Origin of the sequence: Bacteroides sp., assembly GCF_029057325.1 — a bacterium.
Taxonomy (GTDB): domain Bacteria; phylum Bacteroidota; class Bacteroidia; order Bacteroidales; family Bacteroidaceae; genus Bacteroides.
In genome coordinates this window covers 1-21,286 of record NZ_JAICZW010000152.1, presented here as the reverse complement: position 1 = coordinate 21,286, position 21,286 = coordinate 1, and the positions used below count along the sequence as shown (strand labels likewise).

The 21,286-nt window shown below is 49.2% G+C and carries 19 protein-coding genes; 13 read left to right on the top strand and 6 right to left on the bottom strand.

What is annotated here, in order from left to right; genetic code table 11:
- The first annotated feature begins 123 nt into the window (after positions 1-123).
- From K2G43_RS09640 to K2G43_RS09610, 7 genes are all read left to right on the top strand, one after another.
- Entirely contained in the window at positions 124-879 is a 756-nt protein-coding gene (locus K2G43_RS09640) for a polyprenol monophosphomannose synthase (protein ID WP_300154603.1), read from the top strand.
- Between the two features lie 8 nt (positions 880-887).
- The gene (locus tag K2G43_RS09635; protein WP_297641743.1) at positions 888-2,234 is read left to right on the top strand and encodes a dihydroorotase; all 1,347 of its coding nucleotides are present in this window, start codon (positions 888-890) and stop codon (positions 2,232-2,234) included.
- Between the two features lie 29 nt (positions 2,235-2,263).
- Positions 2,264-3,154, top strand: coding sequence for a vitamin B12 dependent-methionine synthase activation domain-containing protein (locus K2G43_RS09630; protein ID WP_297641745.1), 891 nt, complete (start codon positions 2,264-2,266; stop codon positions 3,152-3,154).
- A gap of 80 nt (positions 3,155-3,234) precedes the next feature.
- Complete coding sequence (locus K2G43_RS09625) at positions 3,235-3,720, top strand: sigma-70 family RNA polymerase sigma factor (RefSeq protein ID WP_297641746.1); 486 nt, start codon at positions 3,235-3,237, stop codon at positions 3,718-3,720.
- Between the two features lie 4 nt (positions 3,721-3,724).
- Entirely contained in the window at positions 3,725-4,357 is a 633-nt protein-coding gene (locus tag K2G43_RS09620; protein WP_297641748.1) for a hypothetical protein, read from the top strand.
- On the top strand, positions 4,345-5,514 hold the full coding sequence (locus tag K2G43_RS09615; RefSeq protein ID WP_297641750.1) for a metallophosphoesterase: 1,170 nt from the start codon (positions 4,345-4,347) through the stop codon (positions 5,512-5,514). Before K2G43_RS09620 ends, K2G43_RS09615 begins: the two co-directional genes overlap by 13 nt.
- A gap of 651 nt (positions 5,515-6,165) precedes the next feature.
- A complete protein-coding gene (locus tag K2G43_RS09610; protein WP_300154597.1) occupies positions 6,166-7,053 on the top strand; it encodes an Rpn family recombination-promoting nuclease/putative transposase in 888 nt (295 codons plus the stop codon).
- A 76-nt stretch (positions 7,054-7,129) separates the two neighbouring features.
- Here K2G43_RS09610 and K2G43_RS09605 read toward each other — a convergent pair whose 3' ends face one another.
- Both K2G43_RS09605 and K2G43_RS09600 read right to left on the bottom strand, forming a co-directional pair.
- Complete coding sequence (locus K2G43_RS09605) at positions 7,130-7,741, bottom strand: DUF4221 family protein (RefSeq protein ID WP_300154594.1); 612 nt, start codon at positions 7,739-7,741, stop codon at positions 7,130-7,132.
- A gap of 22 nt (positions 7,742-7,763) precedes the next feature.
- Positions 7,764-8,366 carry a DUF4221 family protein gene (locus tag K2G43_RS09600; RefSeq protein WP_297641755.1) on the bottom strand — a complete coding sequence of 201 codons (603 nt, stop codon included), beginning with the start codon at positions 8,364-8,366 and terminating at the stop codon, positions 7,764-7,766.
- A gap of 129 nt (positions 8,367-8,495) precedes the next feature.
- On the opposite strand from K2G43_RS09600, the gene K2G43_RS09595 reads away from it, so the two are divergent.
- Complete coding sequence (locus K2G43_RS09595; RefSeq protein WP_297641757.1) at positions 8,496-9,254, top strand: lysophospholipid acyltransferase family protein; 759 nt, start codon at positions 8,496-8,498, stop codon at positions 9,252-9,254.
- 3 nt (positions 9,255-9,257) lie between these two features.
- Here the strand turns inward: K2G43_RS09595 and K2G43_RS09590 are convergent, their stop codons facing one another.
- Positions 9,258-9,995, bottom strand: a complete 738-nt coding sequence (locus tag K2G43_RS09590) for a DUF4369 domain-containing protein (protein ID WP_297641759.1) — start codon at positions 9,993-9,995, stop codon at positions 9,258-9,260.
- A 131-nt stretch (positions 9,996-10,126) separates the two neighbouring features.
- On the opposite strand from K2G43_RS09590, the gene K2G43_RS09585 reads away from it, so the two are divergent.
- The 5 genes from K2G43_RS09585 to K2G43_RS09565 all read left to right on the top strand — a co-directional run bounded on the left by K2G43_RS09585 (position 10,127) and on the right by K2G43_RS09565 (position 16,951).
- A complete protein-coding gene (locus tag K2G43_RS09585) occupies positions 10,127-11,359 on the top strand; it encodes an anaerobic sulfatase-maturation protein (RefSeq protein WP_297641761.1) in 1,233 nt (410 codons plus the stop codon).
- Positions 11,360-11,482: 123 nt separating this feature from the next.
- Positions 11,483-13,648 carry a S46 family peptidase gene (locus K2G43_RS09580; RefSeq protein WP_300154589.1) on the top strand — a complete coding sequence of 722 codons (2,166 nt, stop codon included), beginning with the start codon at positions 11,483-11,485 and terminating at the stop codon, positions 13,646-13,648.
- Between the two features lie 138 nt (positions 13,649-13,786).
- Positions 13,787-16,003 carry a S46 family peptidase gene (locus K2G43_RS09575; RefSeq protein ID WP_300154586.1) on the top strand — a complete coding sequence of 739 codons (2,217 nt, stop codon included), beginning with the start codon at positions 13,787-13,789 and terminating at the stop codon, positions 16,001-16,003.
- Positions 16,004-16,132: 129 nt separating this feature from the next.
- Positions 16,133-16,429 (top strand): thioredoxin, encoded by a 297-nt coding sequence (gene trxA, locus K2G43_RS09570; RefSeq protein WP_297641767.1) that lies wholly within the window; start codon positions 16,133-16,135, stop codon positions 16,427-16,429.
- A 9-nt stretch (positions 16,430-16,438) separates the two neighbouring features.
- Positions 16,439-16,951, top strand: a complete 513-nt coding sequence (locus K2G43_RS09565) for a thioredoxin domain-containing protein (RefSeq protein ID WP_300154582.1) — start codon at positions 16,439-16,441, stop codon at positions 16,949-16,951.
- Positions 16,952-17,043: 92 nt separating this feature from the next.
- On the opposite strand, the gene K2G43_RS09560 is transcribed toward K2G43_RS09565, so the two are convergent.
- From K2G43_RS09560 to K2G43_RS09550, 3 genes are all read right to left on the bottom strand, one after another.
- Positions 17,044-17,499: a DUF4890 domain-containing protein gene (locus K2G43_RS09560; protein ID WP_297641783.1), complete on the bottom strand. Its 456-nt coding sequence runs from the start codon at positions 17,497-17,499 to the stop codon at positions 17,044-17,046.
- A 119-nt stretch (positions 17,500-17,618) separates the two neighbouring features.
- Complete coding sequence (locus K2G43_RS09555) at positions 17,619-19,172, bottom strand: sulfatase (RefSeq protein ID WP_300154579.1); 1,554 nt, start codon at positions 19,170-19,172, stop codon at positions 17,619-17,621.
- Positions 19,173-19,184: 12 nt separating this feature from the next.
- Positions 19,185-20,543: an alpha-L-fucosidase gene (locus K2G43_RS09550; protein ID WP_300154576.1), complete on the bottom strand. Its 1,359-nt coding sequence runs from the start codon at positions 20,541-20,543 to the stop codon at positions 19,185-19,187.
- Positions 20,544-21,286 lie beyond the last annotated feature (743 nt).

Genomic DNA, 21,286 nt, shown 5'->3' with positions numbered 1-21,286 from the left:
ACACAGAAAATAGATCTGCGAATTAATTCCGCCAACGGGTCATAAATAATCTTTTGGTTTTAGCTGCAAATCATAGAAAAGCACTACATTTGTTCTCAATATAAAAAAACAGGTGTAATAAATATGCAAACAGCAAACAGCATCGTCATCATTCCTACATACAACGAGCGGGAAAACATCGAGAATATCATCCGCGCCGTTTTTGCGTTGGAACATGGTTTCCACATCCTCATCATCGAAGACGGCTCGCCCGACGGAACAGCCGCCATCGTCAAAACCCTGCAACAAGAGTTTCCCGAACGGCTATTTATGGTGGAACGCAAAGGGAAGCTTGGACTGGGCACCGCCTACATTGCCGGATTCAAATGGGCGTTGCAGCACAACTACGAGTACATTTTTGAAATGGATGCCGACTTCAGCCACAACCCCAACGACCTGCCCCGTCTTTACAAGGCCTGCGCCGAAGAGGGTGCCGACGTATCCATCGGTTCACGCTACGTCAGCGGTGTCAATGTGGTGAACTGGCCCATGGGACGGGTACTGATGTCCTACTTCGCCTCCAAGTATGTACGTCTCATTACCAGATTGCCCATCCACGACACCACCGCCGGTTTCGTGTGCTACCGCCGCCGCGTGTTGCAAACCATCGACCTAGACAGTATCCGCTTCAAAGGATATGCCTTCCAGATAGAGATGAAGTTCACCGCCCACCAATGCGGTTTCCGGGTAAAGGAAGTTCCCGTTATCTTCATCAACCGCGAACTGGGCACCTCCAAAATGAACAGCAGCATCTTCGGTGAGGCTGTATTCGGAGTCATCCGCCTGAAGTGGAGCAGTTGGTTCCACAAATATCCGAAAGCGCCCCATGAAAACTTATAACTGAAGACATGAAACGAACACTGATACATAACGCCACGATTGTCAACGAAGGACAATCCGTGCAAGGCTCCATCGTGATAGAAAACGGACGGATTGCAGAGGTGCTGACCAACGGAAAGCCGCTCTCCGCCCCTTGTGACGAAACCATAGACGCCACCGGCTGTTACCTGCTGCCCGGTGTCATCGACGACCACGTGCATTTCCGCGACCCGGGACTGACCCACAAGGCAGACATCCTGACCGAAAGCCGTGCGGCAGCGGCGGGAGGCGTAACTTCCATCATGGATATGCCCAATACACAACCCCAAACCACCACACTGGATGCGCTGAACGCCAAACTGGACTTGCAGAACGAAAAGTGCATCGTGAACCACTCCTGCTATTTCGGTGCCACGAACGACAACTATCCCGACTTCGCCAAGCTGGACAAGCACCGCATCTGCGGCATCAAGCTCTTCATGGGTTCCAGTACAGGCAATATGCTGGTGGACAAGTTGAACAGCCTGCTGAACATCTTCAACGGCACGGACATGCTGATTGCCGCCCACTGCGAAGACCAAGAAATCATCCGGAAAAACATCGCCAAGTACCAACAGCAATTTGCCGGCAAGGACGATGTACCGGTAAGCAAGCATCCGATGATACGCTCCGCGCTTGCCTGCTACACCTCTTCCCAATTGGCGGTCCGCCTGGCAACACAAGCCAACGCCCGCCTGCACCTGATGCACATATCCACCGCCAAGGAACTCTCCTTGTTCAGCGACGGACCACTTGAACAAAAGAACATCACGGCAGAAGCCTGCGTCGCGCACCTGCTCTACGCTTCGGAGGACTATAAGCGACTGGACACCCGCATCAAATGCAATCCGGCGATAAAGAGCGAGGCAAACCGCACCGCCCTGCGCGCCGCCGTCAACTCCGGTGTGATAGACGTCATCGCCACCGACCACGCCCCTCACCTGCTTTCCGAAAAAGAAGGAGGAGCTTTGAAAGCCATGTCGGGCATGCCAATGATACAATTCTCACTCGTCAGCATGCTGGAATTGGCAGAAAAAGGCATCTTCTCCCTCGAAACTATCGTGCAGAAGATGTGCCACGCCCCCGCCGCCCTCTACCGCATCCACGAACGAGGCTATATCCGCGAAGGCTATCATGCCGACCTCGTATTGGTGCGTCCCGGCACTCCGTGGCAAGTAACAACCGACCGCATCCTGAGCAAATGCCAATGGAGCCCGTTGGAAGGACACACGTTCAACTGGAAAGTAGAAAAAACATTCGCCAACGGACACCTTATCTATAATGGAGAGCATGTAGATGAGACATATCGGGGCAGCGAACTGGAGTTTAATCGGTAAGATTTCAGATTTATGATTTCAGATAGCAAATGCTGATTTATTATAAAATCCACGAAGTAAGTCCCTATATCAACTGGATTTACTTCTTCCACGCTTGGGGCTTCCAGCCCCGATACGCCGCCATTGCCCATATTCATGGTTGCGACTCCTGTCGCGCTATGTGGCTTGCTTCTTTTCCCGAAGCGGAACGGGCAAAGGCGGCCGAGGCCATGCAGCTGTTCAAAGAAGCCAACCGGATGCTGAACCGGATGGAAGAGAAAATCACCATCCGATGCGTTTTCCGCCTCTGCCGGGCACATGCAGACGGCGACAACCTGCTGATAGAGGGCACTACCTTCCCGCTGCTTCGCCAGCAGACGCCCAATCCAGATGGCACTCCCTTTCTCTGCCTGAGCGATTTTATACGACCGCTTGCATCGGGCATCCCCGACACCGTGGGACTCTTCGCCTCCTCCGTCAGCGAGCGTATGGAAGAGGATGACATGACCGACCCTTACCAACACCTGCTCGCGCAGACCCTCAACGACCGCCTTGCCGAAGCCGCCACCGAGAAGATGCACGAATATGTGCGCAAGGAGGCATGGGGATATGCCCCCGACGAATCCCTCTCCATTCCCGAACTTCTGGAAGAGAAATTCCAAGGCATCCGCCCCGCCGTGGGTTACCCCTCCCTGCCCGACCAGTCCATCAGCTTCTTGCTGGACGAACTGCTGGACCTGAAACAGATTGGCATCAGGCTGACCGAAAACGGTGCCATGCACCCCCACTCCTCCGTTTGCGGCCTGATGTTGGCACACCCCGCCGCCCGCTACTTCGCCGTGGGCAAGATTGGAGAAGACCAACTGGAGGACTACGCCCGCCGCCGGGAAATGCCTGTCCCGAAGATACGGAAGTTCTTGGCTGCAAACCTCTCCCGGTGAAAATATCCGCTTGAAGCTGTGATTTATTCCCACTCTTTGCGACTAACACAACAAAGCAATCTGAACAGAGACCGAAAAAGATGGAAAATGTAGAACAAGAGTTTGTCTCCATGATACGGGAGTATGAGCGCGTGATTTATAAGGTGTGCTATCTGTACACCACCCCCCACGCCACCCTCAACGACCTATATCAAGACGTGGTACTCAACCTTTGGAAAGCATTTCCCAAGTTCCGGCAGGAGTGCAAGATTTCGACCTGGATTTACCGCATCGCCCTGAACACATGCATCAGCTTTATCCGCAAAGAGAGGAACATCCCCGAAATCGTCACCCTCACCCAAGAAGCGGACCGGACCGAAGAGACCGACGAGACACAAGCCATGCTGCGACAACTCTACCGGATGATAAACCGGCTGGGGCAATTGGAAAAATCCATCATCCTGCTCTATTTAGAAGAAAAGAGTTACGAAGAAATTGCTGAAATCACCGGACTGACTATGACGAATGTCGCCACCAAGCTCAGCCGCATCAAGGAAAAACTAAGAAAAATGAACAAGGAGGAATAAATATATGGAATTGGACGAACTGAAAAAATCATGGAACGCACTGGACCGACAATTGCAGAAAGAGCCGATTGCCAACGAAAAGCAAATTGCGAAACTGATTGCCCGATACAAGGCAAACACCCGCAAGGGCATAGGCAAGCTGATAGGCGTGCAACGCTTCTCCATCGGAATAGGCGTGGTATTCATATCACTATTGCTGACAATTTGGCTGCTCCCCCTCTTCTTCCAAGACAATACATACTGGCAGCAACAATTTAATATACTCATCCTGATATTGTTCTTTGGCGCCAGCATTCTGACAGGACTCTTCTGGGACTACAAATGCTACCGATGGCTCACAGACACCCGGATAGAGGAGATGCCGATAGTCACCATCAGCCAACGTATGACACGCTTTCGCCAATGGGCCCGATATGAGGTCATCGCCATTTCGATATGGACAGTCTTATTCAACGCCCTTTACTACTGGGTCATGGGGTTCCATAAAAGTGGCTGGCAGCTCCAAATTATTGTAATCACCCTATTTGCCATACTTGACGCAGCCACCATCTACCTAATGTACAAGAAGCTGATATATAAGCACCTGAATGACATCAAGAAGAACATCGAAGAACTGAAAGACGTATGTACCGAATAACGCTTGTTTTTTTCCTATTCCTCCTCATACCCGACCTTTACATCTATCTGGATGTCATAAGGAAAACCAGGAAGCCATCTCTGCGCAGCCTCTATTGGCTTCCTACCATACTGCTGGCAACGGGGTACGTTTATCTGATGTACCTCACGGGCGACAATGCGATGTCCCATCATACGCAAGCCATAGGCAGACTGGCTATCGCCATCCTGCTCTTCGTCCTTCCCAAAACCCTCTTTATGCTTTGTTCGTTAGCGGGAGTAGCGATGCACTTCCTCACACATCATCGTTGTCCTCGCCGCCCGTTCACAGCCATCGGAACGGGGTTGGCGACCGTCAGCTTTTTCAGCATCCTCTACGGCTCCCTTGCTGGCATCACCCGTTTCGATATTAAAGAAGTGGAATACCGCTCTACCGATATCCCTGAAGGCTTCGACGGCTATCGCATCATCCAGCTATCGGACATACACATCGGCAGTTGGCAAGGCAATCCGGAACCCATCAAACAATTGGTCCGATTGGTCAACGAGCAGAAAGCGAACCTGATTGTCTTCACCGGTGACCTCGTAAACCAGCAAAGCCACGAACTGGACGGTTTTCAAGAAATACTCTCGCAACTACACGCACCGGACGGGGTTTATTCTATCTTGGGCAACCACGATTACGGTTCCTACTACCATTGGGAAAGCCCTGAAGCCGAAGCCGATAATCTGGACTACCTGTTCCTGCAAAAAAAAGCCATGGGATGGAAACTGCTGAACAATGCCCACGAGATTCTACACCACAACGGCGACAGCATCGCCCTCATCGGAGTGGAGAATGACGGCGAACCGCCCTTCTCCCAATATGCGGATTTACCGAAAGCCATGCAAGGCACAGACAGCCTGTTCCAAATCCTGCTCAGCCACAACCCCACCCATTGGAAACGGGAAGTACTGCCCACAACCCACATTCCACTGATGCTTGCCGGGCACACCCACGCCATGCAAAGCATCCTCTTCGGGCACTCCCTTGCCGAACTTATCTATCCCGAATGGCAAGGTATGTATTACGAAGGCAACCGTGCGCTGTATGTCAACATCGGCATCGGTTATGTAGGTCTGCCGTTCCGCTTCGGGGCGTGGCCGGAGGTGACGGTGCTGACGCTACGCAAGAGTTAACGTTTGAACAACTATACAAGGATAGAGACTATAAACATAAGCCGAAAAACTGATTCATCATTATTTTCATTTATGGTTCATCCGGAATTTGGAGTGATTATTGAGCTTTCATCCCGCTAATGATAGAAAGCGTCATTGTGCGCTGTCACTCCAAATATCGGATGAGCCCGATTTACATCATTTCGGATAACGCCCGATACTATCACAACAAGGATTTGCGGAATGGGCAGAGGAAACGAATTTCTTTTTGACTATAAAAGAAGCATGGAACAAGCGACCTCCTTTAATTTATTGACTTATTCTTTACAAAAACACCTTCGGAAATAACGGTGCTGCATGTCGTTACCCTCGGTCGTTATCTGAGGTAGCCTCAATCGTTACCTTTCCCTACCCCTTCCAGAAGTACTCCTGGAGCCGTTTTTTTGTTGAGAAATGAGAAAACTGCGATTTTTCGCATTTCTGGGCGAGGAATGATATTTTTTTACATTTTATATCTTTCGCAATCGGCGAATCAGCCGAACTTTCTCTTCGCCACTAAAATTATCAATCTTATTATCCGCGCTGAACATTCATCGCCATTCTTTGGCTATTCAAATTTTAATCCGTTACTTTGCAACAGACCAATAGTAACAACAAAAAGAGGAGGAAACCATGTCCAACTACATCCGTTTTGACTGGGCCATGAAACGCCTGCTGCGAGACAAGGCGAACTTTGCTGTGCTCGAGGGGCTCATGACCACCCTGATGAAAAAGAAAATCATCATCAAGCGACTGCTGGAAAGCGAAAGCAACCAGGAAAGCGAATACGACAAGTATAACCGAGTGGACCTGCTGGCCGAAGACGAAGCCGGAGAACTCCTGCTCTTCGAAATCCAGAACAACAACGAGTACGCCTACTTCCAACGGATGCTCTTCGGGACATCCAAACTGGTGACAGAATACATCAACCGAGGGGAGGGCTACGAGAAAATCAGGAAGATATACAGCATCAACATCGTCTATTTCGCCTTAGGAAGCGGAACGGACTTCGTATATCACGGAAAGACGGAATTCAGGGGCATACACAACAACGAGTTGCTGCAACTCTCACCTTTCCAGAAACAGACGTTCAAGGCGGAGGAAGTGAGCCAGCTCTATCCCGAATACTACATCCTGAAGGTGAACGACTTCAACCGATGGTCCAAAGTCCCTCTGGAGCAATGGATATACTTCCTCAACACCGGCGAAATACCTGATGACGCCACCGCGCCAGGACTCACCGAAGCCCGGGAAAGGCTGCAACTGGACAAGCTGTCGCCCGATGAGCTGAAAGCCTACTACCGGCACTTGGACAATGTGGTCATCCTACGCGACAACATACATACCGAACGGGCGGAAGGAAGAGCGGAAGGAAGAGCAGAAGGAAGAGTAAAGGGAAGAGCAGAGGGTATAGAAGAAGGGAAGCGACAAATGGCCTTGAAAATGAGAGCAGAAGGCATCCCTGTAGAAGTTATAGCACGATGCAGCGGATTGTCGGTAGAAGAAATCAACAAGCTGTAACCATCATACCAAAATCTCTACCGGAAATGGCTGTGCTTTTGACGAGGCACAGCCGTTTCCGAACTACAAACAATCGTCAATCTCTCAGTTTCAATCTCTGAAAGCGCAACATGTCATCAGAGTATTCAGGATTTCTTATATGGTTAAGACTGATATACAATCCATCTTCCAAAACAAAAGAAAGATTTGAATTATAAGTATATGCCGGAAAGAGCGTTTCTCCAAGCACATTCAACTGCTCATCCAATATCATAACTGAAAAACTTTTTCTGCCGGAACGAAATAATTCAATGTAATCACCGGTATAATCATCAATTTCACATGGAGGATAAGCAAAACGGTAATAAAGCCTTCGATATTTGTCGTATAAAATCTTGCCATACGAAGCGTGCTCGCACTGCGCTTTCACCATTTTCTGGAAATCCTCCTTATCGGAACGAAAAACAACCACACTTTCGATGTATCTGCTTTGAGCTTTCTTTTTCTCTATTAACTTATGTTCCGGAACTGTCAGATACAAGTCTTCGCTGGCATTGAAAGAATAGATGAACCTATTCCCATCATAACAACAAGCATATTCAGCCCCAAATGCACCGACCGTCCCAATATCTTTAGAAGTGATCAAAGGAGGAAACCTCATAGGAAGAGCATCAACCGTATTCTCTACCGTATCAATCACCACTCTCACTGGGCTTTCTGCAACAGCCTTGTCACCCCAACCTCAAATTGATTGTCTGAGGTATATATAGATGGTTATCAATAAAAGCCATTTGACATTTATCGCTCGGGATAAACGGTTTCAAGGTTCGGTTATCCCTTGTTTTTTCATAAGCTATTTTCTGTTTTACTTTACCCAAGGTATCTACTACGTAAATTGTATTGACATACAGGCTCGGGATAAAAACATGTTGCATATCTACCATATAATATCCGCCAAAGCCAACGGGCACCGAGTTATCCCCTTCCGTATTTATGCATAATCTTTTAACTAATTTCTGAGATTCCATGGAATAAACAAGAATCTCATTCTTAGGCAAGTTCTGATAACTCAAATACTCTTTCCCATTGTCGCTGAAAACGGATACTGAAGATTGAGGAACTCTTACTTCATCCATCACCGGAAAAGCAATAATCTTATCCGTCTTTTCTAACGAACAGGATGCTGTACCCACCCTACGCGTACAAGAGGCGGAATCTTTCTTACCGGTGCATTGCATGCAAACAAAAGCACACAACATTAAAATTAAATTCTTTATAACGACATCCCATTTATTAATTGCTCCAAAGTTAAGCATTTCCTCCAAAATTCCCACTGCCTTTATACCATTATTCTCCCTGAGCCAGCGACCAAATAAGATTACTCATAAGAAAATTTTGGCAGGAAGCCAACCGGTAGTAAATGATTATCGCTATCTTTGCGAAAACAAAAAAAGAAAATACCCATGAAGATACTTTATACCATTTATCAGATTTGCTTCGCTCTACCCATCTTGTTGGTACTGACCATTCTTACAGCATTGATTACCATTGTAGGATCGCTGATTGGAGGCGCACACGTCTGGGGCTACTATCCCGGCAAGGTATGGTCGCAACTGGTCTGCTACCTGTTGTTGATTCCGGTCGAGGTGCATGGAAGGGAGCAACTGCATAAACGCACGTCTTATGTATTTGTACCCAATCATCAGGGTGCTTTCGACATTTTTCTGATATACGGATTTCTTGGACGGAACTTCAAATGGATGATGAAAAAAAGCTTGCGGAAGATTCCGTTTGTAGGCAAGGCATGCGAAAGTGCCGGACACATCTTCGTGGACCGCTCCAGCCCTAAGAAAGTATTGGCAACCATGCGCCAAGCGGAATCGTCCTTGAAAGACGGAGTCTCGTTAGTGGTATTCCCCGAAGGGGCACGCACCTTCTCCGGACACATGGGCTACTTCAAAAGAGGAGCCTTCCAGCTTGCCGACGAATTACAATTGGAAGTGGTTCCCGTCACCATAGACGGCTCATTCGAGATTCTGCCCCGCACCGGAAAATGGATATACCGCCATCGCATGATACTGACCATCCACCGCCCGATACCCCCTAAAGGGCATGGTGCCGAAAACATCAAAGCGAGCATGACCGAAGCCTACACAGCCGTGGAAAGCGCACTGCCTGAAAAATATAAAGGAATGGTAAAAAACGAGGACCAAGACAATTGACAATTAATTAACGGTGTTTTGCAGCAGGCGGTGCTGCTCCTCGATCAGCTTCATATTCTCTTTGGCATCGGAAAGGAATTTCTTCACCAATGCGTTGTCCTTAAAAGTCAGAGGGGCGGTACGCATAATGTCCTCAATCTGCGGAGTCATCACCGGATAGGGCAATGTGCTGCACATCATCATAAACACGCTGGGGCCAAGCACATTCTCAAAGTTATCGGTAATAAACTGCTTGACGTAATCATTCATCTCTTTTACGAACGCATCGACTTCCTGTTTTAACTGTCCGCGCACTTCTTCCAGATTGCCTCCATCCAGCACCATACGGGCCTCTTTACGTTCCAGCTCTTCAATCTTTTCCTCCAAATCATTACGCTTGTCAATAAAACCGTAAAGTTTATCGTTCAGCGGAGTGCCTTTAACCGTCAACTGCGTATTGGAAATGGTGATTTCTATCTTTCCCTTTTCAAGCACCAAAGGCATAATGCCCTCTTGGTCCATATATAGAGTTGCCATCTCAGCAGAATCAACCGGACCGCCCATCTCAAAAATCCCGTGAATGACTTCCGCCGAATCTACTACAATCCACTCTTCACCCCGAAGCACTTTCAGGAACAGCATCTTCCCATCAAGACTCGTCACCGAAGAACTTCCCTCTATCTTGTATTTACGACCACAAGAGGTCAACAACACTGCCAGCAGCAAAACAGGCAAAACACGGCTCATACTCATTCTAATCATGCAGAAAAGATTTATGATTTACACCCGGCAAAGGTATTAATATTCCTTATAAACCAGAGAGAAAGAAAGGAAATTTCATTTGGTTTACGTATTTTTGCACAATTATAAACCGTAAAAACAGAAATATACAAATGTCAACATACGCACCTTTTGCCAAGCCACTTTACGTGATGCTGAAACCGGTAGGAGCGGTATGCAACTTGGCATGTGATTATTGCTACTATCTGGAAAAAGCAAAACTCTACCAAGAGAATCCCAAACACGTGATGAGCGAAGAACTGCTGGAAAAGTTCATCGAAGAGTACATCAACTCGCAAACCATGCCGCAGGTGCTATTCACCTGGCACGGCGGCGAAACGCTGATGCGCCCTCTCTCCTTCTACAAACGCGCCATGGAGTTGCAAAAGAAATATGCCAATGGACGGACCATAGACAACTGCATACAGACCAACGGCACACTGCTCACAGACGAGTGGTGCCGGTTCTTCAAAGAGAACAACTGGCTAGTGGGCGTCTCTATTGACGGACCGCAAGAGTTCCACGATGAATACCGAAAAAACAAACTGGGCAAGCCCTCGTTCGTCAAAGTGATGCAAGGCATCAACCTGCTGAAGAAGCACGGAGTGGAATGGAACGGCATGGCGGTAGTGAACGACTACAATGCCGACTACCCGCTGGAATTCTACAACTTCTTCAAGGAGATAGGATGCCACTACATCCAGTTCGCCCCCATCGTGGAACGCCTCACGCCGCACACAGACGGGCGCCACCTGGCTTCTTTGCAGGACAGGGAGAACAATACCGAACTGGCAGACTTCTCCGTCAGCCCGGAACAATGGGGCAATTTCCTCTGCACCCTGTTCGATGAATGGGTGAAACAGGACGTGGGTACCTACTACATCCAACTGTTCGACTCCACCCTTGCCAACTGGGTAGGCGAGCAGCCGGGTGTCTGCTCCATGGCAAAGACCTGCGGACACGCAGGCGTGATGGAATTCAACGGTGATGTGTATGCCTGCGACCACTTCGTCTTTCCCGAATACAAATTAGGCAACATCTATCAGAAAACCTTAGTGGAAATGATGTACAGCGAACGGCAGCAAGTCTTCGGACAGATGAAGCAGAAGTCACTGCCCACCCAATGCCGAGAGTGCGAATGGCTGTTTGCCTGCAACGGCGAATGTCCCAAGAATCGCTTCGCCCACACCGCCGACGGAGAATCGGGACTGAACTACCTGTGTGCCGGCTACCGCAAGTTCTTCCGGCACGTGGCACCCTACATGGACTTCATGAAGAACGAACTGATGAACCACCGGCCGCCTGTCAATGTGATGGAGGCGATACGGGAAGGAAAATTTTATTAAAGGAGTTATCGGGAGTTAGAAGCAGATAATCAGACTTATCCGCTACTCCTGCCCGAAACAGAACTATCGGACTTTAGCTCCCGATAACTCCCTCAAACAAAAAACTTATAAACCCCAAACAATATGAAGATTACATTAAAGAAAAGTTTACTCGTAGCCGTTGCCGCACTGGCAATAGGCTCTGCACGTGCTGATGAAGGCATGTGGCTGCTGCAACTGATGAAGCAGCAAAACTCCATCGACCTGATGAAGAAACAAGGATTGAAACTGGAAGCGGACGACCTCTACAACCCCAACGGCGTATCACTGAAAGATGCCGTAGGTATCTTCGGCGGCGGCTGTACCGGCGAAATCATCTCTCCGGAAGGATTGATTCTGACCAACCACCACTGCGGCTACGGCGCCATACAGCAGCACAGCAGCGTGGAGCACGACTACCTGACCGATGGCTTCTGGGCGATGAACCGCAGCGAGGAACTGCCCACTCCGGGATTAAAGTTCCGCTTCGTACACCGCATCATCGATATCACCGACCTGGTGAACAGCAAAATCAAAGCTGGCGAAACGGACGAGGTAAACGCCTTGACCTATCCCTTCCTCAGCAAACTCGCCAAGGAAGAGTTGGCAAAGAGCGATCTGAAGGACAAACCGGGCATTGTAGCACAAGCCCTCCCCTTCTACGCAGGCAACAAATTCTATCTCTTCTACTACAAAGTCTATAGCGACGTGCGCATGGTCGCCGCACCTCCCTCATCGGTAGGTAAGTTCGGCGGCGAAACGGACAACTGGATGTGGCCGCGCCACACGGGCGACTTCTCCATATTCCGCATCTATGCCGACGCCAACGGCGAACCGGCTGAGTACAACGCCAGCAACGTGCCCCTGAAGACCCCGAAATTCCTGCCCATCTCCATCAAGGGATTGAGCGAAGGAGACTACGCCATGATTATGGGCTTCCCCGGCAGCACCGAACGCTACCTCACCCAAAGCGAAGTGAAGCAACGCATGAACGCCGTGAACCAGGCAATGATAGACATGCGTGGCGTGCGCCTCGAAGTGTTGCGCAAGTACATGGAAGCAAGCGACAAGACCCGCATCCAATATGCCAGCAAGTTTGCCGGCAGCAGCAACTACTGGAAAAACTCCATCGGCATGAACAAGGCCATCATCGACAACGACGTGTTGGGCACCAAGGCCGAAATAGAGAAGCAGTATGCCGCCTTTGCCCAAGGCAAACCCGAATACGAAGGCGTAGTAGAGAAGATCGATGCCATCATCGAACGGAGCACTCCCGCCCTACGCCGACTCTACTATACCAACGAGGCACTGCGCGGTGCCATCGAGTTCGGCAGCACCTACATGATTATGGATAACATCAAGCAGGCACTGGAGGAGAAGAACGACTCACTGCTACAAGCCTCCAAGAAACAACTGGAAGCCGTCTTTGCCGACATCCACAACAAAGACTATGACCACGAAGTCGATCGCGCCGTAGCAAAAGCCATCTTGCCCGCCCTCGCCAAGGCACTGAATGCCGACGAGCTGCCCACCTTCTACCAGACCATCGACGGAGAATTCAAGGGTAACTACAACGCCTACATCGACAACCTGTATGACAACTCCATCCTCTCCAATCGCGAGAACTTGGACAAGTTCCTGAAGAAGCCCACAGTGAAGGCGATTGAAAAAGACCCGGCTACCGCCTACTCCCGTTCCAAAAACGAGAAGATGAGAGAACTCAGCAAGCAATACATGGAGCTGGGAAGCGGTCTGGAACTGCTGCACAAGGCCTATATCCGTGGGTTGGGCGAGATGAAACAAGACATTCCCTCTTATCCGGATGCCAACTTCACCATGCGCCTGACCTACGGCAACGTGAAGTCCTACAATCCGCGCGACGCCGTGCACTACAACTTCTACACCACCACCGATGGCATCCTCGAGAAGGAGAATCCTGAAGATCGTGAGTTCATGGTACCCGCCAAGCTGAAAGAGCTGATTCAAAAGAAAGACTTCGGCCGCTACGCCATGAAGGATGGCACCATGCCCGTCTGCTTCCTCACTACCAACGACATCACCGGCGGCAACTCCGGCAGCCCCGTCATCAACGGCGAAGGACAGCTCATCGGAACCGCCTTCGACGGCAACTGGGAATCACTGAGCGGCGACATCAACTTCGACAACAATCTGCAACGTTGCATCGCACTGGACATCCGCTATGTACTCTTCATCCTCGACAAGCTGGGAGGCTGCGGACACCTGATAAAAGAAATGAACATTGTAGAATAAAAAAATTCTGTCCGAAACAAAGAATATAACGGAGGTACCCTAAGTACCATACTGAGGCACCCTAAGTATCATACCGAGGTACCCTAAGTATCATACTTAGGGTACCCCCTCTCAGAACACCTTCTAACGCACATTATCATGAGAAAGGTTTTATTATCATTATTCCTTACATCCACTGCCCTATCCGTCCACGCCGATGAAGGCATGTGGATGTTGACCGACCTGCAAAAGCAGAACGAGGTCGCCATGACGGAGCTGGGACTCCTTATTCCCACCAACCAAATCTATAACCCCGACGGCATCGCTCTGAAGGATGCCGTGGTACACTTCGGCGGCGGATGCACCGGTGAAGTCATCTCCGCCGAAGGACTGGTGCTGACCAACCACCACTGCGGCTACGGTGCCATCCAGCAACACAGCAGCGTGGAACACGACTACCTGACGGATGGCTTCTGGGCCATGTCGCGCGAGGAGGAGCTTCCCTGCAAGGGGCTCACCGTCACCTACATCGACCAAATACTGGACGTGACCGACTATGTGAACGAGCAATTGAAGACGGATGAAGACCCGAACGGCACCAACTATCTGTCTCCCAAGTACCTGAGTAGCGTTGCCGACCGCTTTGCCCAAGCAGAAAACATAGAGATGACCCCCGGACGCAAACTGGAGCTGAAAGCTTTCTACGGCGGAAACCGCTACTACCTCTTCGTCAAGACCACCTACAGCGACATCCGCATGGTCGGCGCTCCTCCCTCCTCCATCGGCAAGTTTGGTGCCGACACAGACAACTGGATGTGGCCGCGCCACACAGGCGACTTCTCCATGTTCCGCATCTATGCCGACAAAGAGGGCAAGCCCGCCGCCTACAACAAGGACAACGTCCCCCTGAAAGTGAAGAAGCACCTCACCATCAGTCTGGACGGCTACCGCGAAGGCGACTTCACCTTTGTCATGGGATTCCCCGGACGCAACTGGCGCTACATGATTTCCGATGAAGTGGAAGAGCGTATGCAGACCACCAACTTCATGCGCCACCACGTGCGCGATGCCCGTCAGAAAGCCTTGATGAAAGAGATGCTAAAAGACGATGCCGTGCGCATCCACTACGCCAGCAAGTACGCCTCATCCGCCAACTACTGGAAGAACGCCATCGGCATGAACGAAGGCCTCGTCCGGCTGAAGGTGCTCGACACCAAACGCGCCCAGCAAGAAGCACTCCTGACACGCGGACGCTCACTGAACGATGATTCTTATCAGAAAGCCTTCGACCAGATACGTGCCATCGTACAACAACGCCGCCCCGCCCTCTATCACCAGCAAGCCATTCAGGAAGCGTTGGTGACAGGACTCGACTTCATGCGCATCCCCGGCACCACCGAGTTAGTTTCCGCCCTGAAGAGCAAGGACAAAGAAAAAATTCAGGCTGCCAAAGAGAACCTCCAAAAAGCGGCGGACAACTATTTCGCCTCCGTTCCCTTCCCTGAAGTGGAACGCCTCGTAGGCAAGGAGATGCTGAAAACCTATATGCAATACATCCCCGCAGAACAGCGTATCGGCATATTCAAAATCATAGACAAGCGCTTCAAGGGAGACAGCGATGCCTTTATCGATGCCTGCTTCCAATACTCCATCTTCGGCAACAAGGAGAATTTCGCCAAGTTCATCCAGAAACCCAGCCTATACAAAATCAATACAGACTGGATGGTTCTCTTCAAATATTCCATCACCGACGGCATGCTGCAAACCGCCATCGACATGGCGGATGCCAACAAGGACTACAACGCCGCCCACAAGGTATGGGTAAAGGGAATGATGGATATGAAGCTTGCCAACGGCCAGCCCATCTATCCGGATGCAAACTCCACCTTGCGCCTGACCTACGGCAAAGTGCTCCCCTACTCGCCTGCCGACGGAGTGGAATATAGCTACTACACCACCCTGAAGGGTGCCATGGAGAAAGAAGACCCCGATAACTGGGAATTCGTCATCCCCGCCAAGCTGAAACAGCTCTACGAGGCGAAGGACTTCGGCCGCTACGCCCTGCCCAACGGCGAGATGCCCGTCTGCTTCATCGTCAACACCGATAATACGGGCGGCAACTCAGGCAGCCCCGTGTTCAATGCCAAAGGTGAACTGATAGGTACCGGTTTCGACCGCAACTACGAAGGTCTGACGGGCGATATCGCTTTCCGTCCCTCTTCTCAGCGCGCGGCTTGCGTGGACATCCGCTACACCTTATTTATAATAGATAAGTTTGCGGGAGCAAGACATTTGATTGAGGAGATGAGCCTCAGCAGCCTCTCCCCCAACCCCTCCCCAGTAGGGAGGGGAGAAGAGAATACTCCAGCAAATTAATTAGTAAAAGGAACTTCCAAACTCCCCTCCCTACAGGGGAGGGGTCGGGGGAGAGGCCACTTGAACAAATCCTCCCTCTATTTTGTTATCCTTACAAATAGTATTTACTTAACAAGAAAGGAACAAATTATGGAAAAGTTTGAAGAATTGATACAATCGGAGAAACCGGTATTGGTGGATTTTTTTGCAACGTGGTGTGGTCCCTGCAAGGCGATGCACCCGGTATTGGAAGAACTGAAAAAAGAGATTGAGGATGCCGCACGCATTGTCAAGATAGACGTGGACCAGCACGAAAAACTGGCTGAGAGCTATCGCATACAGACCGTCCCCACCTTTATCCTTTTCAAGAAAGGGGAAGCCTTGTGGCGACATTCAGGCGTAATCAGCCGTCAAGAGCTGAAAGCCATTATCGAACAACACACATAATCAGAAAATATGAAAAAATTGATAGCAATGGCTACCCTGTTTTTTGCAAGCATACTGACCTACGCTTGCAAAGACGGGGGTAAGCCTGCCCAACAAATCGAATCCCAAGACAGCCTTCAGGCGAAAGGGGAAGTAACCGTGATGAATAAAGAACTGTTTATCGCAGAAGTGTTCGATTATGAAAAATCCCAAGAGTGGAAATACAAGGGAGACAAACCCGCCATCATCGACCTCTATGCCGATTGGTGTGGCCCATGCCGTATGACAGCGCCTATCATGAAGGAGCTGGCTAAAGAGTATGCCGGGCAAATCGTTATTTATAAAGTCAACGTGGATAAAGAAAAAGAACTGGCGGCACTTTTCAATGCCACCAGCATCCCCCTGTTCGTTTTCATCCCCATAAATGAAACTCCCCAACTCTTCCGTGGTGCCGCCGACAAAGCAACCTACAAGAAGGTGATTGAAGAGTTTTTGCTGAAGAAAAAAGAGGAAGCATCCCAACAGCCTATGCCTTCTCTCTGAAACGCCGATGACGCGGATAACGCTGATTTTAGGTTCCACGGATGGAAAAACCAAATCTCGTTATTCGCGTCATTCCGCATCTCTGCTACTTGCTATTTCTTTTTCACATCGGCTTTCCTATCCTGCATTTTCTTGGTATATGCAGCATACTGGTCGCTCGTCATAATTTTCTGTAGCTGTGCGTTGTACGATTCCAGAGCAGCCTTTCGCTGCGCACGCTGTTCATCGGTCTGCTGTTCCTTCTTTCCCCATTTCTCTGAACGCTTACACGACTTTTCACAGCAGCATCTGTCATCTTTCGCCTGTCTTCCCTTACGCATATCCGTCCTACGGGAAGCCTCTCCCATCTTTTCAATCAATGCCACATTTGCCTCCAGCAGTTGCTTTTTCTGCTTGTCGTTCAGCGAATACTCTTTCGCCATCCGTTCGGTCATGCGCTCAGCGCGTGCTTTCGGGTCGGGCATCTTGTCACTGCGGTTTTCTTGCTGAGCCATTGCCATGCCGCCCATCAAGAAAGCGGCCATCCATATCAAAGCGATTCTTTTCATCATTCTTTTTCTCTTTAAATTAATACTATATTTATAATACCTATTGTGTTGCAACATATCTATGACGAAAAGAAAAGCGGGAAGTTTAACTGTCACTTCCCGCTTTAACATAAATAAAGTTACACTTCGTCCGGCCAAGGACATGCCTTTCCCGTATTCTTCACCGTAGGACGCTGCGCATTTACTTTCCGGAGATAATTACCCAACTCTTTAGACAGGCGTTTCACCAGTTTCGGTTTTTCTGCGCTGAGGTCATGCTTTTCACCAATATCATCTACGATGTTGAAAAGCTCCTTCTTGCCGGTACCGTAATAATAAACCAATTTCCAATCACCGCTTCTCACGGCGCAATTGAAGTTGATTCCCGGGCCGTCATTACCCCAATTATTAGGCATATTCCAATACAGGTTTCGCCCTTTCGAGGGGTCTCCGGTCTGTTTCAGCAGCGGCATGAAGCTCACTCCGTCGATGGGCTGTGTGGTATCGTACTTCTTTATACCCGCCATCTGCAAGATAGTCGGATAGAAATCCTCGATTATCAGATATTTGTCGCATTTGCTTCCCGGCTCCACCACACCGGGCCAGCTCACTATCATGGGTTCACGTATCCCCCCCTCGCACAATGAGCCTTTCCCGCTATTCAAAGGATAGTTTTGCGTATATAACGGTGCCCCATCCCGCCATCCGGACTGCGATGCCAGCCCTCCGTTGTCACTCATGAAAATAACCACGGTATTGTCCGCTTCACCACTTTTCTCCAACCAATCCATCAAATCACCCAAACTTTTGTCCATCCCCTCTATCAAGGTAGCATACGCCGCTTCGTGGTCTGTCATGCCTTTCTTCTTATATTTATCGAAGAAGCGTTTGTCGGCATCCAGCGGTATATGTATGGCGTAGTGCGACATATATAAGAAAAACGGTTGGTTGTATTTCTTCGCCTTGTCCAATGCGATGATGGCTTCCCGGGTAAGTGCCTCAGTCACGAAAGTCTCCGTACCCCAATACTTCTCCAATCCCGGAACTGCCATAAGAGACACTGGCTTTCCCTCCTTTGTGTGACCATAATTCTCCTCTCCCAGATAACTGGCAAGGCCTCCCGCCGCATGGCCTGCGATGTTTGTTTCAAATCCCCAATGATGAGGGTCTTCCCCCGGAGTGTCTATTGCCCCGAAATGCGCTTTACCACAGTGTATGGTATGGTACCCATTGTTTTTGAGCAATTGCACGAAAGAGGTTCCAACGAAGGTATTGTTCGTACCTTCCACCTGGCTAACTCCATTATAATTCCAATCGGGCACCTCCAGCACCTTGTCCTTTCTGTCAGTCTTGACATCCTTTTGCAACGTCCAGTTTGTCACTCGATGGCGTGCCGCGTTTGTCCCGGTGATGAGGCTGCACCTTGTAGGCGAACTTATGCTGCTGGCATACGCTTGGGTGAACATCATTCCCTTCTTGGCCAACCGTTCCATATTCGGAGTCTCATACAGTTCGTTGTAATGAGTCTTTTGTGTCCAGAACGGCAAGGAAGTATCCTGCCATCCCATGTCGTCCACCATGAAAAGGATGATGTTCGGTTGTTTGTCCACACGTTCTTTGTGCGTGGTTGCCTGTGCCGCAGTAGCTGCAAGCGGCAACAAAACCAAAGCTGATGATAGTACTTTATTGTTCATGTCTTTCTATTTTTATTTCTGTCCGGCTACATAATAAGCGCTGAAATTGATAATATCCGGAGTGGCTATACATTCATTCACTGTAAGCCTGAGAGCTGTGGCCTCTACGGCATCGAATTTCTCGATGCGCTTGTGTCCCACTGATTCTCCAGAACATACCTTTTTCCATTTTCCACCCACCTTCGCTTCTACGTTGTATTTGCGTATGCGCTCTCCTTTGCGTATGTTTTCTTGGATGATGCAATAGTTCACGGATTGCTTCTTGCCCAATTCAAGAACGAGGCGTTTTTTCTCTCCTGCCATGCGAGCCACCGGAGTTGCGAAACGACGTTTTATTTCATCTCCCATTTCTTTCAACCTCTTGACGTCTCCCTCGGGTATCAATCCGTTAGGGTCCGGTGTAAGTCCCATCATGAGAGTAGCATTGCGCCCCACTGATTTTTCGTATTTATCCATCAACTCTTCCAGAGGAAAGATGTTGTTTTCGTCTCCCGGTTCCCAGAACCATTCATGCCGTCCATTAATACCCCTCAAAGGGACATCCGCCATAGCCGGCACCCAGTATTTGCCATTCCTGTCGCCGTGCACCAGCAGAGTGTGATGCTCTTTTTTAGATTCTGTGGCATTGCTGTGACTGTATGGGTATGGGAATGTAGACCAGCAAGGATATCCCACCGTGCCTGTCTCAGAGCCTCCCCATCGGAAGTCCGCCCTGTCCACGTTGTGATAGAACAAGCAGTTTGGCTGATACTTGTTTACGATAGGTTCAACGTCCGGCCCGTCACCTTTGGGGTCATCCGCTCCTCCATCAAACCAAATCAGATACAGGTCTCCGTAACGTGTACACAGCTCCGTCACCATTTTTTCACACAGACGTTTGTACCACATCTGCCTGTTGCGTGCGAATTCACCGCTCCCTTCAGCCTTGAAGTTATGTATTCCGAACAACGAATTCCACCTTATACCTATATATATGCCCGGTTGCAATCCATGCTTACGGCACGAGTTCACGAAATCGCGCACAATGTCGCCTTTTCCGTCGCGCCATTTCACGGCTTTCAGGCAGTATGGGTTTACATCGCTTTGCCACAGTCCGAACCCAGTCTCGTGTGTTGCTGTCAGTACAGCGAATTTACATCCGGCAGCTTTTGCGGCAAGCACCCATTGATCGGTATCCAGTTGCGTGGGGTTGAATATGTTATAATCCTCTATCGGAATTATACGGTTGTTTCCCTGTCCGTAGCGCACCCCATCGAACACGTGCAGATCATAGTGAAACACCGCCCCCATTTCAGCTTCATGCCATTTCAATTGATGAGGCTTCGGTACGATAACAACATCCTGTTGCCCTTGCGCAAATCCGCATGTCATGCAGAATAACAGACTTGCTAAAATCGATAAAATACATGCTTTGCTATTTTTCATGACCTATTAACTAATTAGAGTTTTCAAATATAAGAAAATATTTAGAGTTTTCCCTTACGTTGGCTTGCCAGAATTCTCACCGCTTCGCCATTCATGGTATAAACGGCATCTTGATTGCTTTCCTGATAACATCTGCAATAGTCAAAATAGATAAATGCCAGTTCCTCATCACGCCATCTACCCCTATATTCCCCGGTTTGACAGACACTTGCATCTGTCGGCTCAAACACTTGTGTCTGTCGGCTTGAACACAAGTGTTTGTCACGTTGAACACAAGTGTCTGTCAATTCATTTTTCAACATCTGATAATCAACACATTAAACAATATCAGAAACAGACTTGCAAATTAATTCCGCCAACGGTTGTTATTTATATTTTATAGTTCACACTTCATTTTCCCTTTACCCATTCTAAAGTGCCGCTTCAATACGGATAAAGTACTGCTTTAAAATGGATAAAGCGAAACCAAAATGACGAAAAGAAAAGCGGGAAGTTCAACTGTCACTTCCCGCTTTAACATAAATAAGGATAAAGGTGGGTCCTTATTCTTTATTTCATAATCAACCGTTCACCGTTAAATTCCACCTCATACCGTTTTCCTTTTTGTGTCTTGAGTGTCAACAACGCATCCTTGTACCTGACTATACAGGGAGCACCTGCTTTAGAAAGGATGGATGCACTCTTCAATA

Excerpts from the sequence above, each read along its gene's own strand:
- K2G43_RS09640 (WP_300154603.1), top strand. The coding sequence starts at position 124 with ATGCAAACAGCAAACAGCATCGTCATCATTCCTACATACAACGAGCGG.
- K2G43_RS09635 (WP_297641743.1), top strand. The coding sequence starts at position 888 with ATGAAACGAACACTGATACATAACGCCACGATTGTCAACGAAGGACAA.
- K2G43_RS09630 (WP_297641745.1), top strand. The coding sequence starts at position 2,264 with ATGCTGATTTATTATAAAATCCACGAAGTAAGTCCCTATATCAACTGG.
- K2G43_RS09625 (WP_297641746.1), top strand. The coding sequence starts at position 3,235 with ATGGAAAATGTAGAACAAGAGTTTGTCTCCATGATACGGGAGTATGAG.
- K2G43_RS09620 (WP_297641748.1), top strand. The coding sequence starts at position 3,725 with ATGGAATTGGACGAACTGAAAAAATCATGGAACGCACTGGACCGACAA.
- K2G43_RS09615 (WP_297641750.1), top strand. The coding sequence starts at position 4,345 with ATGTACCGAATAACGCTTGTTTTTTTCCTATTCCTCCTCATACCCGAC.
- K2G43_RS09610 (WP_300154597.1), top strand. The coding sequence starts at position 6,166 with ATGTCCAACTACATCCGTTTTGACTGGGCCATGAAACGCCTGCTGCGA.
- K2G43_RS09595 (WP_297641757.1), top strand. The coding sequence starts at position 8,496 with ATGAAGATACTTTATACCATTTATCAGATTTGCTTCGCTCTACCCATC.
- K2G43_RS09590 (WP_297641759.1), bottom strand. The coding sequence starts at position 9,995 with ATGATTAGAATGAGTATGAGCCGTGTTTTGCCTGTTTTGCTGCTGGCA.
- K2G43_RS09585 (WP_297641761.1), top strand. The coding sequence starts at position 10,127 with ATGTCAACATACGCACCTTTTGCCAAGCCACTTTACGTGATGCTGAAA.
- K2G43_RS09580 (WP_300154589.1), top strand. The coding sequence starts at position 11,483 with ATGAAGATTACATTAAAGAAAAGTTTACTCGTAGCCGTTGCCGCACTG.
- K2G43_RS09575 (WP_300154586.1), top strand. The coding sequence starts at position 13,787 with ATGAGAAAGGTTTTATTATCATTATTCCTTACATCCACTGCCCTATCC.
- trxA (WP_297641767.1), top strand. The coding sequence starts at position 16,133 with ATGGAAAAGTTTGAAGAATTGATACAATCGGAGAAACCGGTATTGGTG.
- K2G43_RS09565 (WP_300154582.1), top strand. The coding sequence starts at position 16,439 with ATGAAAAAATTGATAGCAATGGCTACCCTGTTTTTTGCAAGCATACTG.
- K2G43_RS09560 (WP_297641783.1), bottom strand. The coding sequence starts at position 17,499 with ATGAAAAGAATCGCTTTGATATGGATGGCCGCTTTCTTGATGGGCGGC.
- K2G43_RS09555 (WP_300154579.1), bottom strand. The coding sequence starts at position 19,172 with ATGAACAATAAAGTACTATCATCAGCTTTGGTTTTGTTGCCGCTTGCA.
- K2G43_RS09550 (WP_300154576.1), bottom strand. The coding sequence starts at position 20,543 with ATGACATGCGGATTTGCGCAAGGGCAACAGGATGTTGTTATCGTACCG.